This is a genomic window from Psychrobacter sp. AOP7-A1-24 (assembly GCF_052376235.1).
Taxonomy (GTDB): domain Bacteria; phylum Pseudomonadota; class Gammaproteobacteria; order Pseudomonadales; family Moraxellaceae; genus Psychrobacter.
This window is the reverse complement of sequence record NZ_JBQSVM010000115.1, coordinates 1-473: the sequence shown is the minus strand read 5'-3', so window position 1 is coordinate 473 and position 473 is coordinate 1. Positions and strand designations below refer to the sequence as shown.

Annotated in this window: 1 protein-coding gene; it reads right to left on the bottom strand. The window is 46.3% G+C overall.

The window, feature by feature from the left end:
* The coding region (locus tag ACT3QQ_RS13960) for a DDE-type integrase/transposase/recombinase (protein ID WP_444519309.1) at window positions 1-473 on the bottom strand (473 nt) is incomplete at both ends.

The window sequence follows — 473 nt, the reverse complement described above, 5'->3', positions numbered from 1 at the left end:
CTCAGCCCAGTCTTTGAGCGCATTACTGATGTATTCAGGGCCGTTATCGCATCTTATCTGCACAGGTTTGCCTCGGTACTCAATAAGCTGATTAAGACTGCGTATGACCCTTTGCGCCGGTAGCGAGAAGTCGACTTCAACGGTGAGTGCCTCACGGTTGTAATCATCAATGACATTGAACAGTCTAAAGCCGCGGCCATCAGTTAAGCTGTCGTGCATAAAGTCCATGCTCCAGCTTTGGTTAATCCTATCAGGTACTGCTAATGGTATTGGTTTAGCACGTTTAATGCGACGCTTAGGTTTGATTCTAAGGTTGAGTTCAAGCTCGCAGTAGATGCGATATACCCGCTTATGGTTGTACTGCAGTCCTAGCACATTACGCAAGGTTAAAAAGCACAAGCCAAAGCCCCAGTTCTTGTTCTCATCGGTCAGTTTGATAAGTAAGTCCGCTATTTGCTGGTTCTCATCTGTTG